The following is a 21,690-nucleotide window of genomic DNA, read 5'->3' as shown; positions in this document are numbered from 1 at the left end:
CACCAAGCTATACGTACCCATCCAACATACCACGATACATGACAGACGAAACGACCGTACTGGTAACCGGCGGAACCGGCTTCATCGGGTCCTACGTCGCACGGGACCTGCTCGAACACGGCCACGATGTCGTGGCTTACGACCTCTCGACGGACACGACGATCCTCGAACAACTCGGCGTCGCGGACGACGTGACGGTGCGACGCGGCGACGTCGCCGACCCCACGGACGTCGTCCGGGCGGTCAAAGAGACAGGCGCGACGCACATCGTCCACCTCGCGGCGCTGCTGACGACCACCGCGCGCGAAAATCCGCGGGCGGCCGGCGAGGTCAACATTTTGGGGACGAACAACGTCTTCGAGGCCGCTCGCACGCTCGACGACCAGGTCGAACGCGTCGCGTGGGCCTCCTCGGCGGCCGCCTACGCGCCGCCGGACAACTACGACGCCGAGTGGATCGACGAAACCGAACTCGTCTATCCCGACACGCTCTACGGCGCGACCAAGGAGTACAACGAACACCAGGCGCGGGTCTACCACGAGGACTACGGCCTCGACCACGTCGCGCTCCGGCCGACCGTCGCCTACGGCCCCTACCGCGAAACGGGCGGCTCCGCGTTCCTGGCAAACATCGTCGAAAAGCCCGCGCTCGGCGAACCCTACAGCGTCGAGTACGGCGATCAGTACGTCGACTGGCAACACGTCGAAGACATCGCACAGGCGTTTCGCAAGGCCGCGTTCGCGCCCGCGGACGAACTCTCCCAGCGCGTCTACAACGTCCGCGGCGTCCTCGCCACCGTCCGAGAGGCCGCCGAAGCGGTCGAGTCGGTGATGCCCGACGCCGACATCGACGTCTCGGACGACGGCGAACTCCCCTGGACCCAGAACCTGGACATGAGCAAGGCGCAGGCTGACCTCGGCTACGACCCCGAGTACGACCTCGAATCCGGCTTCCGGAAGTACATCAACGTCCTGCGCGAGGAGCACGGCCTCGAACCGGTCTGAGTCTCGGGCCTCAGTCGTCAGGCCGACGAATCACCGCCTCAACTACTATTAAGACGGCTGACCTGTATACCGATAGTATGAAACTCGGAACCGGACTGTTCACCGGCCAGCAGCGGCCGGGCGACGAGCGAACCGCAAGCGAGCGCTACGACGAGATCCTCGCGCTGACCCGCGAGATCGAGGCCGCCGGACTCGATAGCGCCTGGGTCTCCGAACACCACTTCGCCGCGGACGACTACCTCTCCGGGACGATGCCGACGCTCGGCGCGATGGCCGCCGAAACCGACCGGCTCGAGATCGGCAGCTGCGTCGCGCTCGGCCCGCTGTACGACCCGATCCGGCTAGCCGAAGACGCGGCCACGGTCGACCTGCTCGCCGACGACCGGCTCACCCTCGGCCTCGCGATCGGTTCGAACCCGCACGAGTTCGATATCTTCGGCGTCCCGCGCGAGGAGCGCGGCGAGCGACTCGCCGACCTCGTCCCCTTCCTCCGCGGTGCCTGGAGCGCGGGCGAACTCGGCTACGAGTCAGGCGTTCACGACGTGCCGGCCGGCGTCGCGATCACGCCGAAACCCGTCGACGAAACGGTCCCGATTATGCTCGGCGGGGCGGCCAAACCCGCCGTTCGCCGGGCCGCCCGTACCGCCGACGGCTGGTGTGCGCCCTCGTCGCTCTCGGTCGAGGGCGTCCGCAAGCGCGTCCGGGACATCCGCCGCGTTCGCGACGAGGAAGACATCGACGGCGAGTTCACGATTTACGCGCTCCAGCACGGCTGGGTGGGCGACTCGCGCGAGGCGGCCTGGGAGGCGATGCGGGAGGGCTACCTCTACCTGCAGCGGCGCTACGCGGAGATTTTCTCCGGCGAATCCGTCGACGAACTCGACGAGGAGCGCAAGCGGGAACTGAAAGAGCAGGCGATATTCGGCACGCCCGAGCAGGTCGTCGCTGAACTCGAGACCTACCGGGACGCGCTCGGCGATGATAGCCACTTCATCCTCCGGACGTACTACCCGGGCACCGACACCGACGCGATGATCGACTGCGTCCGCCGCCTCGGCGACGAGGTCGCGCCGGCGCTTCGGTGAGTGAAAAACTCCGTTCCGCTATCCCGTCTTGTACACGCCGCGGGCGTCCGCGATGTGCGTATCGTCGTCAGCTGCGTACACGTCGACGTCGACGACGCCAACGTCGCTGCCGCAGCGAACGACGTCCGCCTCGGCGTAGAGGTCACCCGTCCCGGCCGAGAGGTAGTCGATCCGCATGTCGATCGTCGGCACCGGCTGGTCGACGAGCGAGACCAGCGCCGCGCCGCCGACGGTGTCCGCGAGCGTGAACGTGACGCCGCCATGGGCCATCAAGCGATCCTCGTTCCAGGAGAGTTCGTCGGTCATCTCGAGTTCGCCTTCGGCGTGGCCGTCGGCACAGTCGGTGACGTCGATGCCGAGCAGGGAGGCGAAGGGCATCCCCTCGAAGAAGGCTTCGGTGTCCATGCACCACACTGTCACGTGAACCGTAATAAAGGTGCCAGTCGGCGACGGGTTCCACGCCGCTCTCAGCGGTGGTCGTAGACCCGTTTGACCTTGCCGACCTCTGTGCGTTCGATCGAGCCGTACTTGACGAGTTCGAGTTCGTCCGGCGTGAACGACAGCGCGTTGTGCAACCGTTCGCGGATCTCCTCGCGGAGTGCCTCGCGGTCGCCGTCGTACTCCGCCTCGAGTTCGACGGTCAGAGCGAGCGTGTCGAGGCCGTCGTCCCGATCGAGGTCGATCCGGTAGTAGGGCGCGACGGAATCGAACTCGAGGATCACGGCTTCGATCTGACTCGGGTAGAGATTGACGCCGCGGACGATGAGGAGGTCGTCCGCGCGGCCGGTGACGTTATCCATGCGAACCATCGTTCGCCCGCAAGCACACTCCTCGGTGGTGAGGCTGGTCAGGTCGCCGGTTCGGTAGCGCAACACGGGAAGCGCCTCCTTCGAGAGGGTGGTCAGCACGAGTTCACCGTCCTCGCCGTCGGGCAGCACTTCGCCGGTCGCGGGATCGATAATTTCGGGGTAAAAGTGATCCTCCCAGATGTGCATGCCGTCCTGGGCCGCGCGGCACTCGGCGGCGACGCCGGGGCCGATGATCTCCGAGAGGCCGTAGTTCTCGATGGCGATGACGCCGAGCCGGTCTTCGATTTCCTCGCGCATCGGGTCGGTACACGGCTCGGCTCCGTAAAGCACCGTCGAGAGCGGTAGACTCGTCGGATCGATCCCCATCGCTTCGGCCGTTTCGGCGACGTAGAGGGCGTAGGATGGCGTACAGCAGAGCGCGTCGCTGCCTAAATCGCGCGCGAGTTCGACCTGCCGTCGGGTGTTGCCGCTGCTCGTCGGAATCACCGCCGCGCCGAGTTCCTCGGCCCCGCCGTGAAAGCCGAGACCGCCCGTAAAGAGTCCGTAGCCGTAGGCGTTCTGGACGGTATCTGCGTCGTCGAGCCCGGCCGCCGCCAGCGAGCGGGCCATCACCTCATGCCAGCGATCGAGATCCCGCTCGGTGTAGCCGACGATCTTGGGTTTCCCGGTTGTTCCGGAAGAGGCGTGAATCCGTCGGATCTCGGTAGTATCGACGGCGAACAGGCCGTCGGGATACTCGGCGCGGAAGTCTTCTTTCGTCGTAAACGGCAGGTTCTCGAGAGCCTCGAGCGAGTCGATCTCGGACGGCGAGACGCCGGCGTCGTCGAACGTCCGACGGTAGAACGGGACGTTCTCGGCGGCGTACGCGACGGTTTCGCGGAGTCGTTGCAGTTGCTTCGCTCGCAGATCATCGCGGGCGAGCGATTCGGTGGATCCCATACCTCGATAGACGACAACAAGCACCAAAGGTTTTGATCCGGGCGCACGCCGATGCGCGTCGAGACGGCCCGGCGCGTTCCCGGCCCGCCTCACTCGAACTTCTCGAACGGCTGCTCGCACTCCTTACAGTAGTGCATCGACCGGCACAGCGACGGGCCCTTGGGATGTTCGCGGACGGTGTCCGTCGACTCGCAGTAAGGACACTCCGCACCCGCCGCGTCCCCGCTCGTCGTGACGCTCGGATCCAGCCGTCTCATACGCTCAACCCGAACTCCCGCAGGTCGTCCTTGCCCTGTTCGGTGACGAACTCGACGGTCCACTCCGGGCTCCAGACGAGACGCAACGTCGCCTCCTCCACGCCGTCGACGGCCGCCACCACCTCTTCGACCTCCTCTGTCAACATGTCTCGGGCCGGACAGCCGGAGTACGTCAGCGTCATGTCGACGGTTGCGACGCCGTCCTCGTCGTCGACTGACACCCCGTAGATCAGCCCGAGGTCGACGATACTGATCGGCATCTCCGGGTCCTCGATTTCGTACAGGGCGTCCCACACGGCGGCCTCCAGGCCGGCCGCGTCCGTGCCGGTTGCCGGCAGGTTATCGTCGGCCTCACCGGATCGGTAGTCGGTGTACGCACAGGGCGTCGCGCCAGTTTCGGCGTCGGGGTCGAAGTCCGGGTCTGGGTCCGAGTCCGAGTCTGGGGCTGGATCGTGGTCTTGAATATCGCTACTCATTGAATTCTCGTCCTCGTTGTCGTTCTCATTCGGGAGCGTCCATGATCGTGGTCGGTTCGTCGCGACCGAGTTCGCGATAGGTGCGGGTGAACTCGTCGTAGAGTTCAGCCCACGCGTCGGTGTGGGTGCCGTCGCGGCCGCGCTCGTCGGGCAGTGCAGCTGCTGTCACTTCGAAGCCGTCGTCGTCACCGTCGATCGGAACCGCGAGATCGAGCGACTCCAGGTACGGAACGACGATCGAGAGCCACTCCTCGCCGAGTTCCTCGAGCGTCGCGGTGCGGAGACCGAGGTCGACGATATCGGCTTCGATCCCGGGGTCGACTGCTCGCGGCTTGTCGCCGCTCGCCTCGTTCGCGCCGCGTGGCGGCGCGCACGGCTCGAAGAGCGTGAGTGCATGCGGAAACAACTCGTCGAGCGTCGCCTGCAGGCGTTCGCGGCTCTCCTCGTCGTCGGCGAGGCGCTCGAGCCAGTTCTGGGCGTGTTCGCGGTGGTAGCTTTCTTCGCTCCGAATCTTCTCGACGCGGTCGGCGATTTTCGGGTACGAGGAGTCCGCAAGCGCCTCGAGTCGCAGTTCCTCGGCGACGTCGTAGAGGTACGACCGGAGAACGGGATCGGCCCAGTTGCCGTCCTCGAAGGGGCGTTCGACGAGCGTACTGTGCCGGAAGTCGTCGGGGTCGCGCTCGTAGACCAGCTCCCGTTCCTCGAGGCCGAGGTCGCCGAGCACGTCGTACCACAGGCGCGCGTGACCCAGTTCGTCCTGCGCGTTGTTCGCGAGCGCGAGATCCGATTCGAGCGTGGGAGCCCGGACTTGCCACTCCGTGTAGCGCTCGGCGAGGACGAACTCGTCGTCCGCGAGACGCTTACAGAGCGTTTCGAGCGCCGTCCGCTCGCGCTCGTCGAGGTCACCCGGCTCGCCGAACTCGTCGGGTGCGGCCGCCATCAGTCGTCACCCCGCTGTTTCTCGGCGGTCGCCTGTTCGTCCTCGGACTCGACGACCTCCCGGGCGTCGGCCCCGGTGGTGTTGTAGGCCGTCGCCCAGCGGTAGCTCTTGTCGGTAGTACCGCCGAAGGCCACGTCCTCGCCGTCGATCTCGCCGACTTCCTCCTGGGGCACGACCCAGAGGCTGTTCGTCGGTTTGCGCCGGCCGTGCTGGATGGCGGCGAACTGCTTTGCCATCTCCCGATCCGGCGCGTGGACGTTGCCGCAGTGGGTGTGATATCCGCCCGTCTTCTCCTGGCGAAAGACTTCCCAGATCATGTTCAGTCGGCCGCCTGCGGCGCATGGCCGCCGGCGGCGGATGCATCGCGTTCGATCGTTTCGCGGACCCAGTCGACCGCTTCCTGTGCGGTCTTTCGCCCGTTGATCTGGCCCAGTCCGGGCTCGAACTCGTTGTTCGCGATCGTGAAGAACTCGTCCCAATTCAGGTCGTCCTCCTCGACCGCGTAGGTGCCGTCCTCGCGCTCGCGAATCCGGGGTTCGTCGGGAATCTCGAGCCCGTACTTGCGCGCCTTCGGGATGTACTGATCGAGGAAGGCGTTGCGCAGGTCGTCGTTGGACTGCTGTTTTAGCCCCACCGAGGCGGCGAAATCGTGGTGGGTGCTCTTGTCGTCGGTCGGCCCGAAGAACTGGATGATGCGGGGCCACCACTCCTCGAAGGCCTCCTGGGTCATTTGCTGTTCTTTCTTCGATCCGGACATGAGTTCCTTGAGGATGTCCTCGCCGTGTTTGACGTGAAAGCCCTCCTCGAAACACACCTTGTCCATCGCGTGAGCGTACGGCTCCCAGCTCGTTCGCCGGAGTGTCGCCTGCCGGCGCATCGCCGCGCCGTCGACGAAAAAGGCGATCATCGGCGTCTCGACCCAGCTCTCCATCGGATAGTGGAAACAGTTCAAGAACTTGCCGTCGCCGTTGGCCAGATCGTCGAGCATCTCCTCGCGCGTCTTCACGCCGAGGGACTCCGCGGCGCGGTAGAGCAACTGTCCGTGACCGATCTCGTCTTGCACCTTCGCGGAAAAGGCCAGTTTCCGGTCGATACTCGGCGCTTGCCGGATGAACGGCCGTTCCAGATACGCCCCCATGATCTCGCTGTTGGCGTGGAACTCGATCATCCGGGTCGCCGCCTCCCGGTACTCCCTCGGGAGTTCGTCCGCCGGGCTGAACTCCCGCGGCCCCGCGCGTTCTTTGACCGTGTCGATGTTCATCGTATCACACTAGACGCGGGTTATATCCTTAGCAATTGACCACCACATACGGGGGTTTTAAATATATTCCAGATAATAGATCATGCTACTGGGGATGATTGACGAGTGCCTCGCGGTCGAGTTCCGCGTGCAAAACGACGACTGTCCGCTCGCGGCGGCGACGCGAGCGACCGGAATCGAGGTCGACGCCAAACCGCCACAGCGTCGCAGCGACGGGTACGATCTGCTACAGTTCACGGCGGTACAGTCGGAGGAACTGGTCGAGACGCTGGACGCCGACGACCGACTCCTGTACCTGCACGTCTCTCGAACAGACGGCCGATACCGGTACCGCTGCCTGTCGAAGCATCCGTGCGTCGTCCACGAACTGATCGACGGCGGCCTCATCATCGAAACGCTCCGATACCGCGACGGCGCGGCGACGATCACCGGTGCGGTCGTCGGCCGCGACGTTCTCAAGGGCGTCATGGCGGCGGCCGGCGAAACCGTCGGCGTCCGCCTCGAACGGGTCTACCCGCTCGAAGCGGAGGCCAGAGAATCGCCCGGCCACCGATGGGATCTCACGCCGGCCCAGGAAGAGTGCATCCGCACCGCGGTCGCGATGGGCTACTTCGCGATTCCGCGCGAAACGTCCTCGGAGGCCGTCGCCGACGAACTCGACATTAGCAAGTCGGCGTTCCTCGAACGACTCCGCCGCGGCGAGGCGGCGCTTTTCGGCCAACTCTTCGGGTGATCAGCGCTCCGCCGGTAGTTACTTCCGTTTCCGCATCGCTGTGCCAGCGTATGGCACCGCGAGACGCAGAGACGGATACGGACGCGAACGCGAACGCGATCAGACGACAGATCGAAAGCGACCCCTACTGTGCAACCCTCGGCATCGAACTCGCCGAACTCGGGGCGGGCACCGCACGAACGAGACTCGAGATCACCGACGACCTGACGAACTTCCATGGCACGCCACACGGCGGCGCGATCTACTCGCTCGCCGACGCGGCGTTTGCGGCTGCATCGAACTCGGACGGCGAGACTGCGGTCGCCCTCGAAACGAACGTCTCGTATCTCGACGCCGTCGAGGTCGGAACCGTTCTCACCGCAACGGCTCGGGAGACTCACGACGGTGGCCGCACCGCCGAGTACGCGGTCGTCGTCGCCGACGCGGCCGAGGAAACTGACGACCGCGTTGCAACGTTCCGCGGGCGGGTGTACAAACCGTGATGTCGGTCACTGTCAGCAGTCAGCCACCCGGCGGAAAATAGAGACGGCTCAGACGGTCACACCGAGATATCTGTCGAGAACGTCCTCGTTGGCTTCGAGTTCAGCGGCCGTGCCCTCGTACACGATTTGCCCCTGGTCGACGAGGTAGTTGCGGTCGGCGAGTTCGAGACAAACCTGGACGTTCTGCTCGACGAGCAGGACAGTGATTCCCCGCTCATTGAGGGCCGCGACGATGTCCATCACGTCCTGAACGATGTAGGGGGCGAGCCCTTCGGTCGGTTCGTCGAGCAGGACGACATCCGCGCCGCTGACGAGCGCACGGGCGATTGCGAGCATCTGTTGTTCCCCGCCGGAAAGCGATGACCCGGCGTTTCCGGCGCGCTCTCGCAGGTTCTCGAACATCTCGAGGGCGTCGGCGACGGAGAGTGAGTCACCGTCCACCGTGCCGCCGTGGGCCGCCAGTTCGAGGTTTTCGGTGACGGTCAGGTCGGGAAAGATTCGGCGTTCCTCCGGGACGAGTGCGAGTCCCCGCTGAGCGGTTTCCGTTGCGTCGAGTGCGGAAATGTCGGTTCCGTCGTACGTAACGTGTCCGCTCGTCGGCTGGAGAATCCCCATAATCGTTCGGAGCGTCGTCGTCTTCCCGGCACCGTTGCGGCCGACGAGCGAGACGATTTCGCCCGCCTCGACCGAGAGCGAGAGGTCGCGCAGCACCTGCGTGTCGCCGTAGCCGGCGTCTACCGAGTCGACCGACAGGAGCGGGTCGGTGCTCATTCGGTCATCCCTCCGAGGTAGGCGTTTTGCACGTCCTGGTTCGCGGCGATTTCCTCGGGCGTCCCTTCGGCGAGGATCTGCCCGCCGTTCAACACGGTGATGCGGTCTGAGAGTTCCATGACGAGTTCGATATCGTGTTCGATGAGCAACAGCGTCTGGTCGACGAGGACCGCTTCGAGCAGGTCGATCGTCTCCCGGGTCTCTTCGACGCTCATGCCGGCGGTCGGTTCGTCGAACAACACGAGTTCGGGATCGGTCGCGAGGACGACGCCGATTTCGAGCCGTCGCTTGTCGCCGTAGGCGAGCGCGTTCGCCTGTTCGGCGGCGACGTGAGCGAGGCCGATGCGGTCGAGGATCGCCTCGGTCCGGTCGTTCAGTTCGTCGTAGCGGTCGGTCGGTTTGAACAGCGATTCGACGGCAGTATACTCGTCGCGAGCGACCGACTGGATTGCCAGCCTGACGTTCTCGCGGACGGTGAGCCCGCCGAAGACGTTCGAGATCTGGAACGAGCGGCCGATGCCGCGACGGACCCGCGCCGACGGCGACAGCGTCGTGATGTCCGCGCCGTCGAAGTAAATCGCGCCTTCGGTGACGGGCAATGCGCCGGTGATGAGGTTAAACAGGGTCGTCTTACCCGCCCCGTTCGGCCCGATGACGCTCCTGAACTCGCCGCGTTCGATCGTCAGGTCGACGCGGTCCGTCGCGGTGAACTGGCCGAATCGCTTGACCAGTCCATCGGTCTGAAGCAGCGGGTTGTCCGTGCGTTGCTGGGTCGTTTTGATCGGGTCGCTCGGCTCGGTTGGATCGGTCGATTCGTTCGATTCGTTCGATTCGTTCGGTTCGCTCGGTTCGGTCGATTCGAGTGCCATCAATCGTCACCTCTGGTGTGTGCGTCGTCGACGTCCGTCGCTGGGTCCGGGTCCGGGTCCGGATTCGATTCCGGCTCCGAGTTCGGTTCTCGGCCCGGCATCCCGGACAGGGCCGGCGCGAGTCGGCTCGGAAGCGAGACCAGCCCGCCCGGGAGGAGGATGACGAACAGGACGAAGATCGTCCCGAGGACCAGTCGCCACCGGTCCGTAAAGCCGGTGAGCAACTCTTCGAAGCCGAAGAAGATTCCCGAGCCGATAATCGGCCCGTAGAGGGTCCCCATCCCGCCGAGAATGACCATGACGATGACTTCGCCGGAGTTGAGCCAATCCACGAGCGACGGCGTCGCATAGCCCGCGTTAAGCGTGAAGAGTCCGCCGGCGAGCCCGGCCAGTGCGCCGCTGACGACGAACGCCCGCCGTTTGTAGACGGTCGTCTCGTAGCCGATGAACGTCGCCCGCTGTTCGTTCTCGCGGATGGACTTGAGAACCGCGCCGAAGGGCGAGTTCAGCATCCGTCGGGTGAGGAGGAACGAGGCGACGAGCGCGGCCAGTGCGATGTAGTAAAACAGCGACTGGCCGGTGATTGCGACCGGGCCGAGGAAGACGGCGATTTCGTCGAGTTCGACGCCGACGCCGGCGAGACCGTAGTAGGTGGAGAGGCCGAACAGGCCGTCGGAGCCGCCGGTGATATCGAGCTGACCGAGCATGTTGTAGAATAATTCGGCGAATCCGAGCGTGATCATCGCGAAGTAGACGCCTGAGACGCGGATCGAGAGGAAGCCGATACCCCAGGCGATCACCGCCGAGAGGACGATCGCGAGTCCGATCACTACGAACGCGGACTGACTGACGTGGGACAGTCCGAGCGCGACCGTGTAGGCACCGAGTCCGTAGAATAAGGCGTGGCCAAGCGACACCAGGCCGGTGTACCCCATCACGAAGTCGAGGCTGAGGGCGAACAGGCCCCAGATGATAATCTCGATCACGAGCGTGACGGCGTAGGTGGAGTAGAGGGTTCCCGCGCCGAGGGGAATCAGTGCTAGCAGGCCGACCATGGCGAGTCCGAGCCGTGTGCGGGTCTGTGAGTCGAGAAAGCCGCCGCGTGGCCCCGAGAGGAGATTGCCGGTGTGTTCCTCGGCGGCGTCGGTACCGAAGAGGCCGTGTGGCCGAACGAGGAGCACGCCGATCATGAGCACGAAAATTCCCGTTCCCTCGAAGATCGGCGCGTACATTCGGAGGGCAGTCTGGACGAGGCCGACGAAGAGCCCGCCGACGACGGCTCCCCTGAAACTCCCGAGCCCGCCGAGAACGACGATGACGAACGCCGGGATGATGACGGACATCCCCATCGTCGGGTTGACCGTCTGATACCCGCCGAGGATGATGCCGGCGAACGCGGCCAACGCTGCCCCCATCCCGAACACGAGCGAGTAGTACCGGTCGATATCGATCCCGAGATTCCGGACCATCTGCCGGTCCTGGGCACCGGCGCGGACGATCAGCCCGTACTTCGTGAACTCGAACATCGCCCAGACCGCGATTGCCATTAGCGCGCCGAAGACGATGATAAACAGGTTGTACACGCTGGCGGTGACATCGAGTACGGCGATCGACCCCGAGAGCACCGCCGGAAGCGGAAGGGTGACGCTTCCGGGTTCCCAGATCAGGTAAATCAGGTCGTTGATGACCAGCACGAGGCCGAACGTCAACAGAATGTGATACAACGGGTTCCGGCCGTACAACGGCCGCACGGTAAAGCGTTCGATTCCAACCCCGATGATCCCGACGAGAAGCGGTGCGACGAACAGTGCGACGAAAAACGCCGAGCCGCCAAACGGCGCGATGAGCGCCAACGCGAAGTACGCACCCAGCGCGAACAGCTCTCCATGAGCGAAGTTGATGACGTTCATCACGCCGAAGATGACCGACAACCCCGCGGCCAACAGCACGTACACGACGCCGATCGTCAACCCGTCGACCAGCAGCTGCAGGAGTTCACTAGCCATTGGTTATCGAGTTCACCCGTAACTGCGGCGTTGGAGCTGGTCTCACAGTCGATGGGCCTCGCCGCTTCATACTTACAGGTCACACCCCGTCTCCGCACAGTCCGGTGCCGCCTCCTCACCGGGAAGCTCCTCGAGCAACTCGACGGTGGCGAGGTCGCCCGACTCCGGTTCGACGCACTCGCCCATCCAGACCGGATTCGACGCCTGCTGATCGCACTCGCGGAACTCGTTCGGTCCGAAGATGGTTTCGTGTTCCATGCCGGACAGCGTCTCCGCGACCGTCGTCGGATTGCGGGAGCCGGCTTCGCGGATGCCGTTTGCGACCATCCGAACCGACTCGTAGCCCACGCGCGAGAAATTATCCGGTACGTCGCCGTCGTACTCGCTCTCGTAGGCCTCGACGAATTCTTGGTTATCCCCCGTCTCGAGTTCGGGCACGTATCGCACGCCGCTGTAGATGTCGTAGGCCCCGTCGCCCGCCCCCGTTCGGATCGACCGGAACGAGCCGGTCGTCGTGACGATCGGGATCTCGTTCTGGAGGCCGCGCGAGCGCGCCTGCGAGAGGAAGATGGCCAGGTCGGACCCTGTCATCCCGACGACGAGCGCGTCCGCCTCGTCGCTTTCGTTCGAAATCTGGCTGATGAACGCCTCGAAGTCGTTCGACCCCTGATCCGACCGGGTCACGCCGACGCGTTCGTAGGAGTCGCTGGTCGACTCCATCCGCGTTTCGACCTCCTCCAGCACGGACTCGCCGTACGCGTAGTCGGCGATGTGGTAGACGATCCGGTCGCCGAGTTCGTCGGCGGTCCACTGAGACATCACTTCGGCGATCTGTGCCGTACTCGTCTCGAACCGGAACACGTACTGATTGCACTCATCGCCCGTGATCGACACGTCCGCCGCGCCCGGCGTGTAGACGACCTCGTTCTCGCGCGCAAAGTCGTTGATCGCGAGCGCCGACGAACTCGAGATGCAACCGGTGAGAAACTGCGCTCCGTCGGATTGGACCGCCTGATCGGCCCGCTGGGTTGCCGTCGCCGGATCGAGTTGCGTGTCGTAGTCGTTGTACTCGATCGTAAAGTCGTACTCGTCGCTCTCGTTGATCTGCTGGATCGCGAGTTCGGTTCCCTGGTGTCGTTCTTCGGCGAGATCAGTGAACGCGCCGGTGAACGGCTCGAGGACGCCGAACTGGACGGTATCGAAGTTTTCGTCGTCGCCGTTGCCGACCTCGTCGGGACTGCCGATACAGCCGGCGAGTCCGGTCACGCCGACGACGCTCCCGGCCGTGAGTGCTCGAAGAACGTCACGCCTGCTCCCCTGTGATATGTCACCCTGAGACATACCACCAATTGATTTCACCACCCTATAAAAATCGACCCCCGCTTGTGGCGGTTTTATAAGGTCCTGACGGTGATACGCGCCCGATTCGTGCTCGCTGACCCGGGTCGTCTTCGTTAGTCCCGCGAGCGAGCCGCTGTCTGTTTCCCTCGTCCACTTTGCTCCCCGCACTATGATCGTTACCACAATCCACAATCCGTGTGTGCATACCACATGATTTTTATCGAGGGACTCTAGAGTGGCGAATGAGGATGAGTTATACGCAGACAGAGACGGCCCCCCGTTCGGAGATTCGAGCGCTGCAGAACGAACGGCTTCGAGAGACGGTCCGCCACGCCTACGACAACGTGGCGTTCTACCGCGACGAACTCGACGCCGCCGGCGTTTCCCCCGACGATATCCAGACGGTCGATGATATCCAGCAGCTACCGTTCACGACGAAAGAAGACTTTCGGGCGGAGTACCCGGACGGCCTGTTCGCCGTCGACGACGCGGACGTGTGCCGGATTCACGCTTCCTCGGGGACGACCGGGAAGCCGAAAATCGTCTCCTATACCGACGAGGACGTGGCCGTCTGGAGCGAGGTCGTCGCCCGATCGCTCGCCGCAGCGGGGGTCGAACCGGGAGATACCGTCCAGAACGGCTACGGCTACGGACTCTTTACGGGCGGCCTCGGACTCCACTACGGCATCGAAGAACTCGGAGCGACGGTCATTCCGATCGGCGGGGGACAAACCCAGCGACAGGTCGAACTCCTGCAAGACTTAGAGAGCGACGCGCTCAGTTGCACGCCGTCGTACTCGCTGTATCTCGCGGAGACGGCCGCCGAAATGGGGATCGACGTTGCCGACCTGCCGGTCTCGACTGTTATCTTCGGTGCCGAACCCTGTACCGACCCCATGCGCGAGGAAATCGAAGACCGGCTCGGCGTCACCGGCATCGACATCTACGGCCTCTCGGAGATCATCGGCCCCGGCGTCTCCGTCGAGTGCCACAACGCCCAGGACGGCCTCCACATCTGGGAAGACCACTTCTACCCCGAAGTCGTCGACCCCACCACCGGCGAGCCACTGCCCGAGGGCGAGGAAGGTGAACTCGTGCTGACCACCCTCTCGAAGGAGGCGCTTCCGGTACTGCGATATCGGACCGGCGATCTGACGACGCTCACCACCGAGAAGTGTGACTGCGGGCGAACGATGGTTCGCATGGATAACGTCACCGGTCGTGCGGACGACCTCATCATCGTCCGCGGCGTCAACCTCTATCCGAGCGAGATCGAGGACGTGGTCCTCGAGTTCGATTCCGTCGCGCCCTATTACCGGATCGACCTCTATCGAGAGGACAACCTCGATCGACTGGAGCTCACGATCGAGCACGAAACCGATCCGGTGGCCGACCGAAGCGAGTTGCGCGATCGGATACTCACGCGGCTCGAAAACGTGCTCTCGTTCACGCCGGACGAACTCGAACTCGTCGACCCCGGGAGCATCGAACGGACGGAGGTCGGCAAGGTCAAACGGGTCTACGACCACCGGTAATCAAGCGATTGTCACTGCGTGGCGATGACAGCGCGGAGACGGAAGCGGAGCGGCGACAGCAGAGGGGTCTGGGATCAATCTAGCGCCGCGTCGCACCCGAATCAGGGACGTGGTAAACTATTTGTGGGTTGGTTAGAAGGTCTACGTATGGCATACAGTTACGAGCCACACCACTTCGAGGACTTCGAAGTGGGCCAGGAGTTCGAGAGCGTCGGCCGAACCGTCACGGAAGCCGATTTCGTCATGCATTCGGCGCTGTCGGGTGACTGGACGGAACTGCATACGAACAAGGACTATGCCGAGGACGGTCCCTTCGAGGGACGGATCGCCCACGGACCGATGACGTTCGTCCAGGCGACGGGGTTCGTCTATCGCACCGGCATCGTCGAGCGCACGGCATTTGCCTTCCTCGGGATGAATTACATGGATCTGCCGAACCCGGTCTACATCGGTGACACCCTCTCGCTCGACATCGAAGTTACGGAGACGAAGGACGTGAGCAGTCGCGACGACGCGGGTCTCGTCGTCCTCGATACGGTGATGACGAACCAGGACGACACTGTCGTCTTCGAGGGCGACATGAAGTTCCTCATCAAAACCGAGACAGCGGAATAAGCGGACGGGAGGCGTCCGCGACGAGAACGCCGTCGTCGCGACCGACGAGGAGAACGCTTTCAGCGCCGGTGGCGACAGCGAAGCGAGGACCGCACGCGACGAAACTCCGCCCGAGGGAACCGTTCGATTGCGAATCGCGGACGGTCGCATCGGCAAACAACTGCTAGCGAGTTCAGCGGCGGTGGTCGCGCAGGTCTCCGGAGCGGAGGCTACGAGAATAGATCAGGGCGTTCCGGCACGATGCCGTCGAAGGTTCGGCGAGTTGGCACCGACAAGAATAATGAACGCTGATGGTGGCCTCACAGGTTCATAGTTTACTAGTAATACCAATTTATCTGATCTTTATCAGCCGGCCTAGACAGGAGGATGTTTATATGAATACTATTCGGACAAAATAATGTAGTGTATATAAATACATCCAGAAATATCCCTATTATATGGATTATAGAATAGAGTGCCGCCTATTCAGGATCGGCCATTTTCCAGTACTATTTCTGTTTCTTTCTCTAATACCTCATAGTACTGTCAGCTGTGCATTCCCAAACTGACTTTACAATGGAAACTAAACACAGTACTCGAACGAACGACCGGGGCAGAGCAGCGACTGACAGCAGAGGCATCGAGTTGCAGCGAACTCGGTAGTAGGCCGGTCAGTCGAGTTCAGCGCCGGTACTCACCGACGACTGCAAACCGAACTTACAGCGACACCGATCGACGACTACAAATGACATCCGAATCCACGCCCGACGATGCACCGAACTGGGAGTTCAAAGACCGCGACATCGCGATCCTCTGTGAACTCTCGAACGATCCACAACTGTCCTCGCGGGAACTGACGACGGTACTCGAGGAGGAGTACGACATCGACGTGTCACACGTCACCGTCAGCGAGTCCATCCGGCGGATGCGCGACGAAGGCGTCTTCCGGGAAGCAATTATCCCGAACGAGGAGTATTACATCTTCGCGCTGTTCGAGTTCAAGTTCAACGCGGAAAACTTCGCCGAGCGCTGGCGGGATGCGATGGAACACATCAAGCGGGACAAGCACACGCTGTTTTTCTTCCTTTCCGACGGCGAGTACCAGTGGAAGACGGTGATGATGTTCCGCAATCGCGAGCAGGTCTCGCGGTGGATTCACGACTGTTACACGGAGTACGGCGACGTTATCGCGAACGTCCGAAACTCGGTGGTCCACAACGTCCTCAAGTTCAAAACCGATCCACGGATCTACGAGGATCTGGGCGAGGACGACAGCGCCGAGTGAGACGGACTGCTGTCGGTCGGTGCCGACGCACTGGCAGGACAGCGCGGGCGCGCCGGGAAATCGGTATCGGTATCGGTATCGGTACAGCAGCCCGTCTGAGTGTCGAACGGCCGACGGGCACTACTCGCCGCTGAACTCGGGCTCTCGATCCTCGGCGAAGGCGGCCGTCCCCTCGCGCATATCCTCGGTCGTAAACAGGAGTCCGAAGCCCTGGCTCTCCATCGCGAGCGCAGCCTCCAGACTCGCATCCTCGCCCTCGTTCATCACCTTCTTTGCCACCTTGAGACCGATCGGCGGGCCGTTTCGCAGGTCGTCGACGAAGTCCGCAACCACGTTGCTGAACTCGTCGCGGTCGACTGCACGATTAATCAGCCCCCATTCTTCGGCGCGCTCGGCGTCGATGTGGTTGCCGCGGAAGACGAGTTCTTTCGCGCGGGTCTCGCCGAGCACGCGAAGGAGTCGCTGCGTGCCGCCGCCGCCGGGGATCAGTCCGAGCCCGATCTCGGGAGCGCCGAAGGAGGACCGTTCGGTGGCGAGTCGCAGGTCGCAGGCGAGTGCGAGTTCGAGGCCGGCACCGAGACAGTAGCCGTCGATCTTGGCCACGACGGGTCGCGGGAAGTCGTTGACCGTCTCGAAGGCGGGCGTTACGTCCATCACGTCGGTCGGGTCCGCGCCGCCGAAACCGGTGATGTCAGCCCCGGCGCTGAACGCGCGGTCGCCGACGCCCTCGACGGTGACACAGCGCACGTCGTCGGTGTCGACCGTCGAGAGCAGGTCGTCGAGTTCGGCGAGGAGGTCGTTCGAGATGGCGTTCATCCGCGATGGGCGGTCGAGTTCGATTTCGAGCACGCCCTCCTCCAGTTCGACGTTGATGTTGTGGTAGGAGTCGAGCGCGCCGTCGTCTCCGTCGTATTCGTAGAAGCCCGCGCCGGCGTCCTCGCCGGTGTTGCCCTCGGAGACGAGTTCTTCGAGATACGAGTGCGGTTCGAACCGCTCCGCGCCGGTCTCCTCGTGGAGCGTTTCGAGTTTCTCGAGGACGGTGTCCAGTCCGAGCTTGTCGGCGCGGCGGCAGATGCCCTCGGGGAAGCCGAGGCCGAGCTGGACGCCGGTGTCGACCTCCTCGGGCGTGGCGACGCCCTCGCCGACGAGGAACGCGGCGCGGTTTGCCATGCGCGCTTCGACGCGGAGCCAGTCGAAGTCGCCCGCGTCGTCGGGCTGGTAGTCCGCGCCGTCGCCGTCTTCGTAGTCGTAGAATCCCTTTCCGGTCTTCTGACCGAGTTCCTCGGCCTCGACCTTCGCTTCGGTGATCGGTGGGATCGGACTGCCGCCCTCCGTGCGGACGTGATAGCCCACGTCGATGCCGGTCAGGTCGGCGAGTTCGAACGGCCCCATCGGGTAGCCTCGCTCGTGGGCCATGGTTGCGTCGGCCTCGCGAACGGTCGCGTCGCCTTCCGAGACCATGAACGCGGGTTCGCCGCCGAACGGGCCGACGATGGTGTTGACGACGAAGCCGCGCACGTCCTTGCGGACGTAGATCGGCGTCTTGTCGATCGACTCGACCCACTCGTAGCCGGCGTCCGCGACCTCGTCGGTCGTCTCCTGCCCGTAGATGACCTCGACGAGGTCCATCTTCACCGGCGGGTTGAAAAAGTGCAAGCCGAGGACCCGTTCGGGGGAGTCGAGGACCTCGGCGATGTCTGTGATCGGGAGGCTCGAGGTGTTGGTCGCCAGCAGCGTGTCCTCGGTCGTGAACTCCGCCAGATCGCTGAAGATGTCGTGTTTCAGCTCGAGGTTTTCGGGAGCGGCTTCGATGACGAGATCGGCGTCGGCGACTGCCGCTTCGAGATCGGTGGTCGTCTCGATCCGGTCAAGAACGGCGTCGGCGGACTCGCCCAGCCGGTCTTTCTCCTCGAGTTTGTCGAGGCTCCAGGCGATCTGCTCGTACCCGTCGTCGACGAGTTCTTGCTCGATGTCGCGCATCGTGACCTCGTAGCCACCCATGGCGGTCACTTCGGTGATACCGTGGCCCATGTTCCCTGCACCGAGGACGGCGACGCGGTCGATGCTGTCGAATGACATGACTGTGTCGTCGGCTGGGAGCGTCTTAACTCCACCGACGGCAGTTACCATCGTTAAGATGAAAGTGGTCGAGATAACAGTTGTACGATGGTGTGGCAGGGATGATCGCCGCCATTCGCCGTCGTCCCCATTGGGACCGCTCGATGCCCCTATAGCGGTTCGTCGCCCTCGATAATTCGCTGTGCGCGCGCGGCAAGCGCCGGAACGCGGTCTTCCATCCGCGGATACATCGGATCGTCGCTGTTGCCCTCGAGATACCGCCGGAAGAACATCTCGCCGAGCCCGGCCAGTTTGTAGACCGCCAGCGCGCGGTAGAATCGCCCGTGTTCGAACTCGAATCCAGTCTGTGCCTCCCAACGTGTGACGAGTTCGCGGCGCGTCGAGTAGCCGTCGCGTTCCATGAACCGGTTCGTGAGTTCCGGGATCGTCGGCTCGGGGTCCTTCGCGTCGCGCCAGTAGGAGAGCATCCAGCCCAGATCGGCTCGCGGATCGCCGAGCGTGGCCATCTCCCAGTCGAAGACGCCGATCAGTTCGGGCGGCTCGTCGGGACCGAACATCACGTTATCGAGCTTGTAATCGCCGTGGACGAGCGTGTGGGGGTGTGACTCGGGTGCGTGTTCCTGCAGCCAGGAGCCGACCTCGTAGAGGGCGGGCACCTCGCGCTCGTCGGCCGTCACCTCGAAAGCCCACATGAGTTGCTGGCCCCAGCGTTCGACCTGCCGGTCGGTGTAGCCCGCCGGCCGACCGAACTCGTCGAGTCCGACGGCCTCGTAGTCGACGCCGTGGATCGACGCCAGCGTGTCGACGAGTTCTTCACCGATCCGCTCGCGGTGCTTGGGGTCGGCGAATCGTGTCGGCTCGCCCTCCCGGAGCACGTCCCCCTCGAGGTGCTCCATGACGTAGAAGTCGCTGCCGATGACGTCGTGGTCGTCGCAGGCGAGCACGGGTTCGGGGACCGGAACGGCGGTGTCCGCGACGGCGTCCGTCACGCGGAACTCGCGCAATACGTCGTGTGCGGTGTCCGCGGTCTCGCCCGGCGGCGGGCGACGGACGACGAGTTCGCGATCGCCCCAGGTGACGAACAGGGTTTCGTTCGAGTGGCCCTCCTGGTGGCGGCTGATCTCGTAGTCCTCGACGGGTTCGAGGTGGTCGGAGAGGTAGGCAACCAGTGCGTCCTCGTCGACGAGGCGCTCGTAGTAGGTGTCGCTCATGGCGCTCGCGCGGTCGTTTCGGGAAGCGAAGCGTCGTTCTCGGCGACCGGTACGCGTGCGGATATCGAATCGCTGGTTGCGCTCGACATTGTCGGTACGACCACCGTCGTGCTTCTTAACGAAAATAGTTACGCCGCGAAAAGAGACTTACAATGTTCACTTCTCAGGGGCCTCCTCAGCGACGATTTCGAGCACTTCGAGCGGCGACGCGATCCGGTAGGCGACCGCCGGCCCGTCGGCAGCCCCGAACGCGACCCCGTGCATCCCCGCCTCGTCGGCACCCTTCACGTCGTGGTCGTACCGATCGCCGATCATCAGCGATCGGTTCGGTTCGACGCCGGCCTTCTCGAGTGCCGTCTCGAAGATTTCGGGATCGGGTTTGGTGCGTCCGACCTCCTCGGAGGTAGTAATGGAATCGAACCGCTCGCGGACGCCGAACTGGGCGAGCATCTCCCGGCCGGCGTCATCGTCGACATCGCTGATGACGCCGACGTGAAGGTCTCGCGCGGCGAGTCGTTCGATCGCCTCGACGGCACCCGGAACCGGTTCGATGGCGGACCGGACCGTTTCCTCGAATGCCGGTCGCCACTCCCCCGTCGCAAGCGACTCGCCCGCGACCGCCTCGAACCCCTTCGCGTAGCCGTCCCGGGCCGCTCTGAACTCGGTTCCGTCGCGTTCGCGGAAGAACTCGCCGACGGCTGACCGCCAGGTCTCGACTGCCTCCGCGGTCGACATGTCGAGTTCATTCCGCTCGACGAACTCCTCGATGACGGTCGCGTGAGCGGCCCGAACGGACTCGAGTTCGAGGATGACGCCGCCGATATCCCAGAAGACGGCCTGCCAGTCCCTGTTCGTTCTCTCCGGCCATCCGTTGACGCCGGAGTCGGTACTGGCAGATCCGTCACTCATCGTCTCATCTCCCAGTGTGTTTCCCGTTCCCGTGACCGTACCCGTGCCGTCCCCGTCGCTCGGTTCGTCTCATGTCGCTCTCTCCACTCGTCTGCACTCGTGTCGCGAATCGGTGCTGTCATCTACAGGTGCTCCGTCGGCGGTGAACTCGGGCCGCCGTGTGATCGTGACTCCCGGCGGCAACACTTAACAGTGCGGGTTGTTTGCCCACTTTTATTAACAATGTCTTCTTACTGTTCCCTGTTGCTAACAATGGTAGTGAGTACACAGCAGTCCGGTGATCGCGTATGAGCACGACGCAGTTCGGCGTCGACGGTGACGTGGCGCTCGTGACCGGCTCTTCTTCCGGCATCGGGAAGGCGATCGCCGAGCGGTTTGCCGCGGACGGGGTCGACGTGGTCCTCTGCTCGCGCGAGCAGGGCAACGTCGACCCAGTTGCGGCGGCGATCACCGAAAGCGAGCGCCCCGGCGAGGCGCTGGCCGTCGAATGCGACGTGACCGACCGCGAGGCCGTCGAGGCACTCGTGGAGGCGACCGTCGACGAGTTCGGTGAACTCGACGTGCTGGTGAACAACGCCGGCGCGTCGTTCATGGCCGACTTCGACGACGTGTCACCGAACGGCTGGAAGACCATCGTGGATATCAACCTCCACGGCACGTACAACTGCACCCACGCGGCGGCCGAGCACCTCAAGGACGGCGGCGGCTCGGTCATCAATCTCGCGAGCGTGGCCGGCCAGCGCGGCTCGCCGCTGATGAGCCCCTACGGGGCGGCCAAGGCCGCGGTCGTCAACCTCACGACGACGCTCTCCTACGAGTGGGCCCACGACGACGTGCGCGTCAACTGCATCGCGCCGGGGTTTGTCGCGACGCCGGGCGTCGAGAGCCAGATGGGTGTCTCCGCGGAGAACATCGACCGCGAGGCGGTCGCGCGCCGCATCGGTACCGTCGAAGAGATCGCGGACGTCGCCCAGTTCCTCGCCAGTCCGGCAGCGTCGTACGTCGTCGGCGAGACGATTACCGTGCAAGGTGTTCCGCAGATCAGCGAGGATCGCGAGGTCTGATGGGGTGCCGGTGCTACTGGCGGTGTCTTCGTTCGTGGTT

General features: G+C 63.9%; 22 protein-coding genes. 8 read left to right on the top strand and 14 right to left on the bottom strand.

Translation table 11 applies throughout. The features are described 5' to 3' along the window. The first annotated feature begins 38 nt into the window (after positions 1–38). Positions 39–1,004 carry an NAD(P)-dependent oxidoreductase gene (locus tag SM755_RS10065; protein ID WP_323172517.1) on the top strand — a complete coding sequence of 322 codons (966 nt, stop codon included), beginning with the start codon at positions 39–41 and terminating at the stop codon, positions 1,002–1,004. 77 nt (positions 1,005–1,081) lie between these two features. Beyond that, positions 1,082–2,089, top strand: coding sequence for an LLM class flavin-dependent oxidoreductase (locus SM755_RS10060; protein ID WP_323172516.1), 1,008 nt, complete (start codon positions 1,082–1,084; stop codon positions 2,087–2,089). An 18-nt stretch (positions 2,090–2,107) separates the two neighbouring features. On the opposite strand, the gene SM755_RS10055 is transcribed toward SM755_RS10060, so the two are convergent. From SM755_RS10055 to paaA, 7 genes are all read right to left on the bottom strand, one after another. After that, on the bottom strand, positions 2,108–2,494 hold the full coding sequence (locus tag SM755_RS10055) for a PaaI family thioesterase (protein ID WP_323172515.1): 387 nt from the start codon (positions 2,492–2,494) through the stop codon (positions 2,108–2,110). A gap of 62 nt (positions 2,495–2,556) precedes the next feature. Continuing rightward, positions 2,557–3,837, bottom strand: coding sequence for a phenylacetate--CoA ligase PaaK (gene paaK, locus SM755_RS10050; RefSeq protein WP_323172514.1), 1,281 nt, complete (start codon positions 3,835–3,837; stop codon positions 2,557–2,559). An 89-nt stretch (positions 3,838–3,926) separates the two neighbouring features. After that, on the bottom strand, positions 3,927–4,094 hold the full coding sequence (paaE, locus tag SM755_RS10045; RefSeq protein WP_323172513.1) for a 1,2-phenylacetyl-CoA epoxidase subunit PaaE: 168 nt from the start codon (positions 4,092–4,094) through the stop codon (positions 3,927–3,929). Next, the gene (gene paaD, locus SM755_RS10040; RefSeq protein ID WP_323172512.1) at positions 4,091–4,570 is read right to left on the bottom strand and encodes a 1,2-phenylacetyl-CoA epoxidase subunit PaaD; all 480 of its coding nucleotides are present in this window, start codon (positions 4,568–4,570) and stop codon (positions 4,091–4,093) included. The genes paaE and paaD overlap by 4 nt, the downstream gene beginning before the upstream one ends. Before the next feature lie 25 nt (positions 4,571–4,595). Continuing rightward, a complete protein-coding gene (paaC, locus tag SM755_RS10035) occupies positions 4,596–5,510 on the bottom strand; it encodes a 1,2-phenylacetyl-CoA epoxidase subunit PaaC (RefSeq protein ID WP_323172511.1) in 915 nt (304 codons plus the stop codon). Next, complete coding sequence (gene paaB, locus SM755_RS10030) at positions 5,510–5,827, bottom strand: 1,2-phenylacetyl-CoA epoxidase subunit PaaB (RefSeq protein WP_323172510.1); 318 nt, start codon at positions 5,825–5,827, stop codon at positions 5,510–5,512. Before paaB ends, paaC begins: the two co-directional genes overlap by 1 nt. A 2-nt stretch (positions 5,828–5,829) precedes the next feature. Then, positions 5,830–6,771, bottom strand: a complete 942-nt coding sequence (paaA, locus tag SM755_RS10025) for a 1,2-phenylacetyl-CoA epoxidase subunit PaaA (RefSeq protein WP_323172509.1) — start codon at positions 6,769–6,771, stop codon at positions 5,830–5,832. Positions 6,772–6,865: 94 nt separating this feature from the next. Here paaA and SM755_RS10020 point away from each other — a divergent pair, with 94 nt between their 5' ends. Both SM755_RS10020 and SM755_RS10015 read left to right on the top strand, forming a co-directional pair. After that, positions 6,866–7,504: a helix-turn-helix domain-containing protein gene (locus SM755_RS10020; RefSeq protein ID WP_006666241.1), complete on the top strand. Its 639-nt coding sequence runs from the start codon at positions 6,866–6,868 to the stop codon at positions 7,502–7,504. A gap of 50 nt (positions 7,505–7,554) precedes the next feature. Continuing rightward, positions 7,555–7,986, top strand: a complete 432-nt coding sequence (locus SM755_RS10015; protein ID WP_323172508.1) for a hotdog fold thioesterase — start codon at positions 7,555–7,557, stop codon at positions 7,984–7,986. A gap of 48 nt (positions 7,987–8,034) precedes the next feature. Here SM755_RS10015 and SM755_RS10010 read toward each other — a convergent pair whose 3' ends face one another. From SM755_RS10010 to SM755_RS09995, 4 genes are all read right to left on the bottom strand, one after another. Further along, complete coding sequence (locus tag SM755_RS10010; protein WP_323172507.1) at positions 8,035–8,757, bottom strand: ABC transporter ATP-binding protein; 723 nt, start codon at positions 8,755–8,757, stop codon at positions 8,035–8,037. After that, the gene (locus tag SM755_RS10005; RefSeq protein WP_323172506.1) at positions 8,754–9,626 is read right to left on the bottom strand and encodes an ABC transporter ATP-binding protein; all 873 of its coding nucleotides are present in this window, start codon (positions 9,624–9,626) and stop codon (positions 8,754–8,756) included. The genes SM755_RS10010 and SM755_RS10005 overlap by 4 nt, the downstream gene beginning before the upstream one ends. Continuing rightward, on the bottom strand, positions 9,626–11,632 hold the full coding sequence (locus SM755_RS10000; RefSeq protein ID WP_323172505.1) for an ABC transporter permease: 2,007 nt from the start codon (positions 11,630–11,632) through the stop codon (positions 9,626–9,628). Before SM755_RS10000 ends, SM755_RS10005 begins: the two co-directional genes overlap by 1 nt. Positions 11,633–11,704: 72 nt before the next feature. Further along, entirely contained in the window at positions 11,705–12,973 is a 1,269-nt protein-coding gene (locus SM755_RS09995) for an ABC transporter substrate-binding protein (protein WP_323172504.1), read from the bottom strand. A gap of 248 nt (positions 12,974–13,221) precedes the next feature. Between SM755_RS09995 and paaK (SM755_RS09990) the strand changes: the two genes are divergently transcribed. The 3 genes from paaK (SM755_RS09990) to SM755_RS09980 all read left to right on the top strand — a co-directional run bounded on the left by paaK (SM755_RS09990) (position 13,222) and on the right by SM755_RS09980 (position 16,387). Further along, a complete protein-coding gene (gene paaK / locus SM755_RS09990; RefSeq protein WP_323172503.1) occupies positions 13,222–14,508 on the top strand; it encodes a phenylacetate--CoA ligase PaaK in 1,287 nt (428 codons plus the stop codon). Between the two features lie 147 nt (positions 14,509–14,655). After that, positions 14,656–15,123 (top strand): MaoC/PaaZ C-terminal domain-containing protein, encoded by a 468-nt coding sequence (locus tag SM755_RS09985; RefSeq protein WP_006824620.1) that lies wholly within the window; start codon positions 14,656–14,658, stop codon positions 15,121–15,123. 724 nt (positions 15,124–15,847) lie between these two features. Next, positions 15,848–16,387: a winged helix-turn-helix domain-containing protein gene (locus tag SM755_RS09980; RefSeq protein WP_323172502.1), complete on the top strand. Its 540-nt coding sequence runs from the start codon at positions 15,848–15,850 to the stop codon at positions 16,385–16,387. A gap of 120 nt (positions 16,388–16,507) precedes the next feature. Here the strand turns inward: SM755_RS09980 and SM755_RS09975 are convergent, their stop codons facing one another. The 3 genes from SM755_RS09975 to SM755_RS09965 all read right to left on the bottom strand — a co-directional run bounded on the left by SM755_RS09975 (position 16,508) and on the right by SM755_RS09965 (position 20,586). After that, a complete protein-coding gene (locus SM755_RS09975; protein WP_323172501.1) occupies positions 16,508–18,466 on the bottom strand; it encodes a 3-hydroxyacyl-CoA dehydrogenase NAD-binding domain-containing protein in 1,959 nt (652 codons plus the stop codon). Positions 18,467–18,615: 149 nt separating this feature from the next. Further along, positions 18,616–19,677: a phosphotransferase family protein gene (locus SM755_RS09970; RefSeq protein WP_323172500.1), complete on the bottom strand. Its 1,062-nt coding sequence runs from the start codon at positions 19,675–19,677 to the stop codon at positions 18,616–18,618. A gap of 156 nt (positions 19,678–19,833) precedes the next feature. After that, positions 19,834–20,586 (bottom strand): HAD family hydrolase, encoded by a 753-nt coding sequence (locus SM755_RS09965; RefSeq protein ID WP_323172499.1) that lies wholly within the window; start codon positions 20,584–20,586, stop codon positions 19,834–19,836. A 287-nt stretch (positions 20,587–20,873) separates the two neighbouring features. On the opposite strand from SM755_RS09965, the gene SM755_RS09960 reads away from it, so the two are divergent. Beyond that, positions 20,874–21,650, top strand: a complete 777-nt coding sequence (locus SM755_RS09960) for a glucose 1-dehydrogenase (RefSeq protein WP_323172498.1) — start codon at positions 20,874–20,876, stop codon at positions 21,648–21,650. Positions 21,651–21,690: the final 40 nt, after the last annotated feature.

This window comes from Natrialba sp. PRR66 (assembly GCF_034808065.1).
In the GTDB taxonomy this organism is placed as follows: Archaea; Halobacteriota; Halobacteria; order Halobacteriales; family Natrialbaceae; genus Natrialba; species Natrialba aegyptia.
Note: the sequence above shows the minus strand (reverse complement) of the source record. Positions and strands in the feature narration are given on the sequence as shown.

Bases quoted from the DNA above. Each gene is read 5' to 3' on its own strand.
- SM755_RS10015 (WP_323172508.1), top strand. From the start codon at position 7,555: ATGGCACCGCGAGACGCAGAGACGGATACGGACGCGAACGCGAACGCG.
- paaC (WP_323172511.1), bottom strand. From the start codon at position 5,510: ATGGCGGCCGCACCCGACGAGTTCGGCGAGCCGGGTGACCTCGACGAG.
- SM755_RS09980 (WP_323172502.1), top strand. From the start codon at position 15,848: ATGACATCCGAATCCACGCCCGACGATGCACCGAACTGGGAGTTCAAA.
- SM755_RS10000 (WP_323172505.1), bottom strand. From the start codon at position 11,632: ATGGCTAGTGAACTCCTGCAGCTGCTGGTCGACGGGTTGACGATCGGC.
- SM755_RS10020 (WP_006666241.1), top strand. From the start codon at position 6,866: ATGATTGACGAGTGCCTCGCGGTCGAGTTCCGCGTGCAAAACGACGAC.
- SM755_RS10065 (WP_323172517.1), top strand. From the start codon at position 39: ATGACAGACGAAACGACCGTACTGGTAACCGGCGGAACCGGCTTCATC.
- SM755_RS09965 (WP_323172499.1), bottom strand. From the start codon at position 20,586: ATGAGTGACGGATCTGCCAGTACCGACTCCGGCGTCAACGGATGGCCG.
- paaD (WP_323172512.1), bottom strand. From the start codon at position 4,570: ATGAGTAGCGATATTCAAGACCACGATCCAGCCCCAGACTCGGACTCG.
- paaK (WP_323172514.1), bottom strand. From the start codon at position 3,837: ATGGGATCCACCGAATCGCTCGCCCGCGATGATCTGCGAGCGAAGCAA.
- paaB (WP_323172510.1), bottom strand. From the start codon at position 5,827: ATGATCTGGGAAGTCTTTCGCCAGGAGAAGACGGGCGGATATCACACC.
- paaA (WP_323172509.1), bottom strand. From the start codon at position 6,771: ATGAACATCGACACGGTCAAAGAACGCGCGGGGCCGCGGGAGTTCAGC.
- SM755_RS10005 (WP_323172506.1), bottom strand. From the start codon at position 9,626: ATGGCACTCGAATCGACCGAACCGAGCGAACCGAACGAATCGAACGAA.
- paaE (WP_323172513.1), bottom strand. From the start codon at position 4,094: ATGAGACGGCTGGATCCGAGCGTCACGACGAGCGGGGACGCGGCGGGT.
- SM755_RS09975 (WP_323172501.1), bottom strand. From the start codon at position 18,466: ATGTCATTCGACAGCATCGACCGCGTCGCCGTCCTCGGTGCAGGGAAC.
- paaK (WP_323172503.1), top strand. From the start codon at position 13,222: ATGAGTTATACGCAGACAGAGACGGCCCCCCGTTCGGAGATTCGAGCG.
- SM755_RS10010 (WP_323172507.1), bottom strand. From the start codon at position 8,757: ATGAGCACCGACCCGCTCCTGTCGGTCGACTCGGTAGACGCCGGCTAC.
- SM755_RS09985 (WP_006824620.1), top strand. From the start codon at position 14,656: ATGGCATACAGTTACGAGCCACACCACTTCGAGGACTTCGAAGTGGGC.
- SM755_RS09995 (WP_323172504.1), bottom strand. From the start codon at position 12,973: ATGTCTCAGGGTGACATATCACAGGGGAGCAGGCGTGACGTTCTTCGA.
- SM755_RS09960 (WP_323172498.1), top strand. From the start codon at position 20,874: ATGAGCACGACGCAGTTCGGCGTCGACGGTGACGTGGCGCTCGTGACC.
- SM755_RS09970 (WP_323172500.1), bottom strand. From the start codon at position 19,677: ATGAGCGACACCTACTACGAGCGCCTCGTCGACGAGGACGCACTGGTT.
- SM755_RS10060 (WP_323172516.1), top strand. From the start codon at position 1,082: ATGAAACTCGGAACCGGACTGTTCACCGGCCAGCAGCGGCCGGGCGAC.
- SM755_RS10055 (WP_323172515.1), bottom strand. From the start codon at position 2,494: ATGGACACCGAAGCCTTCTTCGAGGGGATGCCCTTCGCCTCCCTGCTC.